At 47.1% G+C, this 518-nt stretch carries 1 pseudogene; it reads left to right on the forward strand.

Annotated features, from left to right (window positions below):
- Nucleotides 1–43: 43 nt before the first annotated feature.
- Nucleotides 44–518, forward strand: a pseudogene (locus tag R7Q11_RS29360) (glycosyl hydrolase); the annotation flags it as partial.

Consider the following 518-nt stretch of genomic DNA (forward strand, 5'->3'; position numbering starts at 1 on the left):
TCAATTGGACACAAAACAATAATAATCAGTGAGTAGATGCAATATGGCTCAGACCATTCAGTTAGCCAACCATTCCGAAGTGACGATCACCGATAACGATCTGCACGTGGATGTGATTGGTAATCAAGCCCATTTCTCTTTCTCTGGGCTGCACAAGAAGACCTTTACTGACCGTGAAGTGCTGTTCGAAATGCCGTTTTTATACGAGCACGAAGCCAACGTGATTGGGGATGGTTTTCAAATGTTGGCACAAACGTCAGGAACGATCACGCATCCTCTTGAAATAGGTCGCTGCCCCGACAACATTCCCCCATACCGCGTGTACTCGCAACATGCATCCAAGCGTTACTACAACTATCTAGTGATTGAGGATTCTGCTGGTTACACCTTGTTTGGCTTCACGACGTGCCGTCGATTTGCTGGTTACTTTGATATACAACAGCGAAATGGGCAGTGGATACTGACCGCAGCAATCGATGGCGAACACACGCAAGTGGCGGATTGGGAACACAATCAAC

Source organism: Vibrio sp. 970, assembly GCF_033339075.1.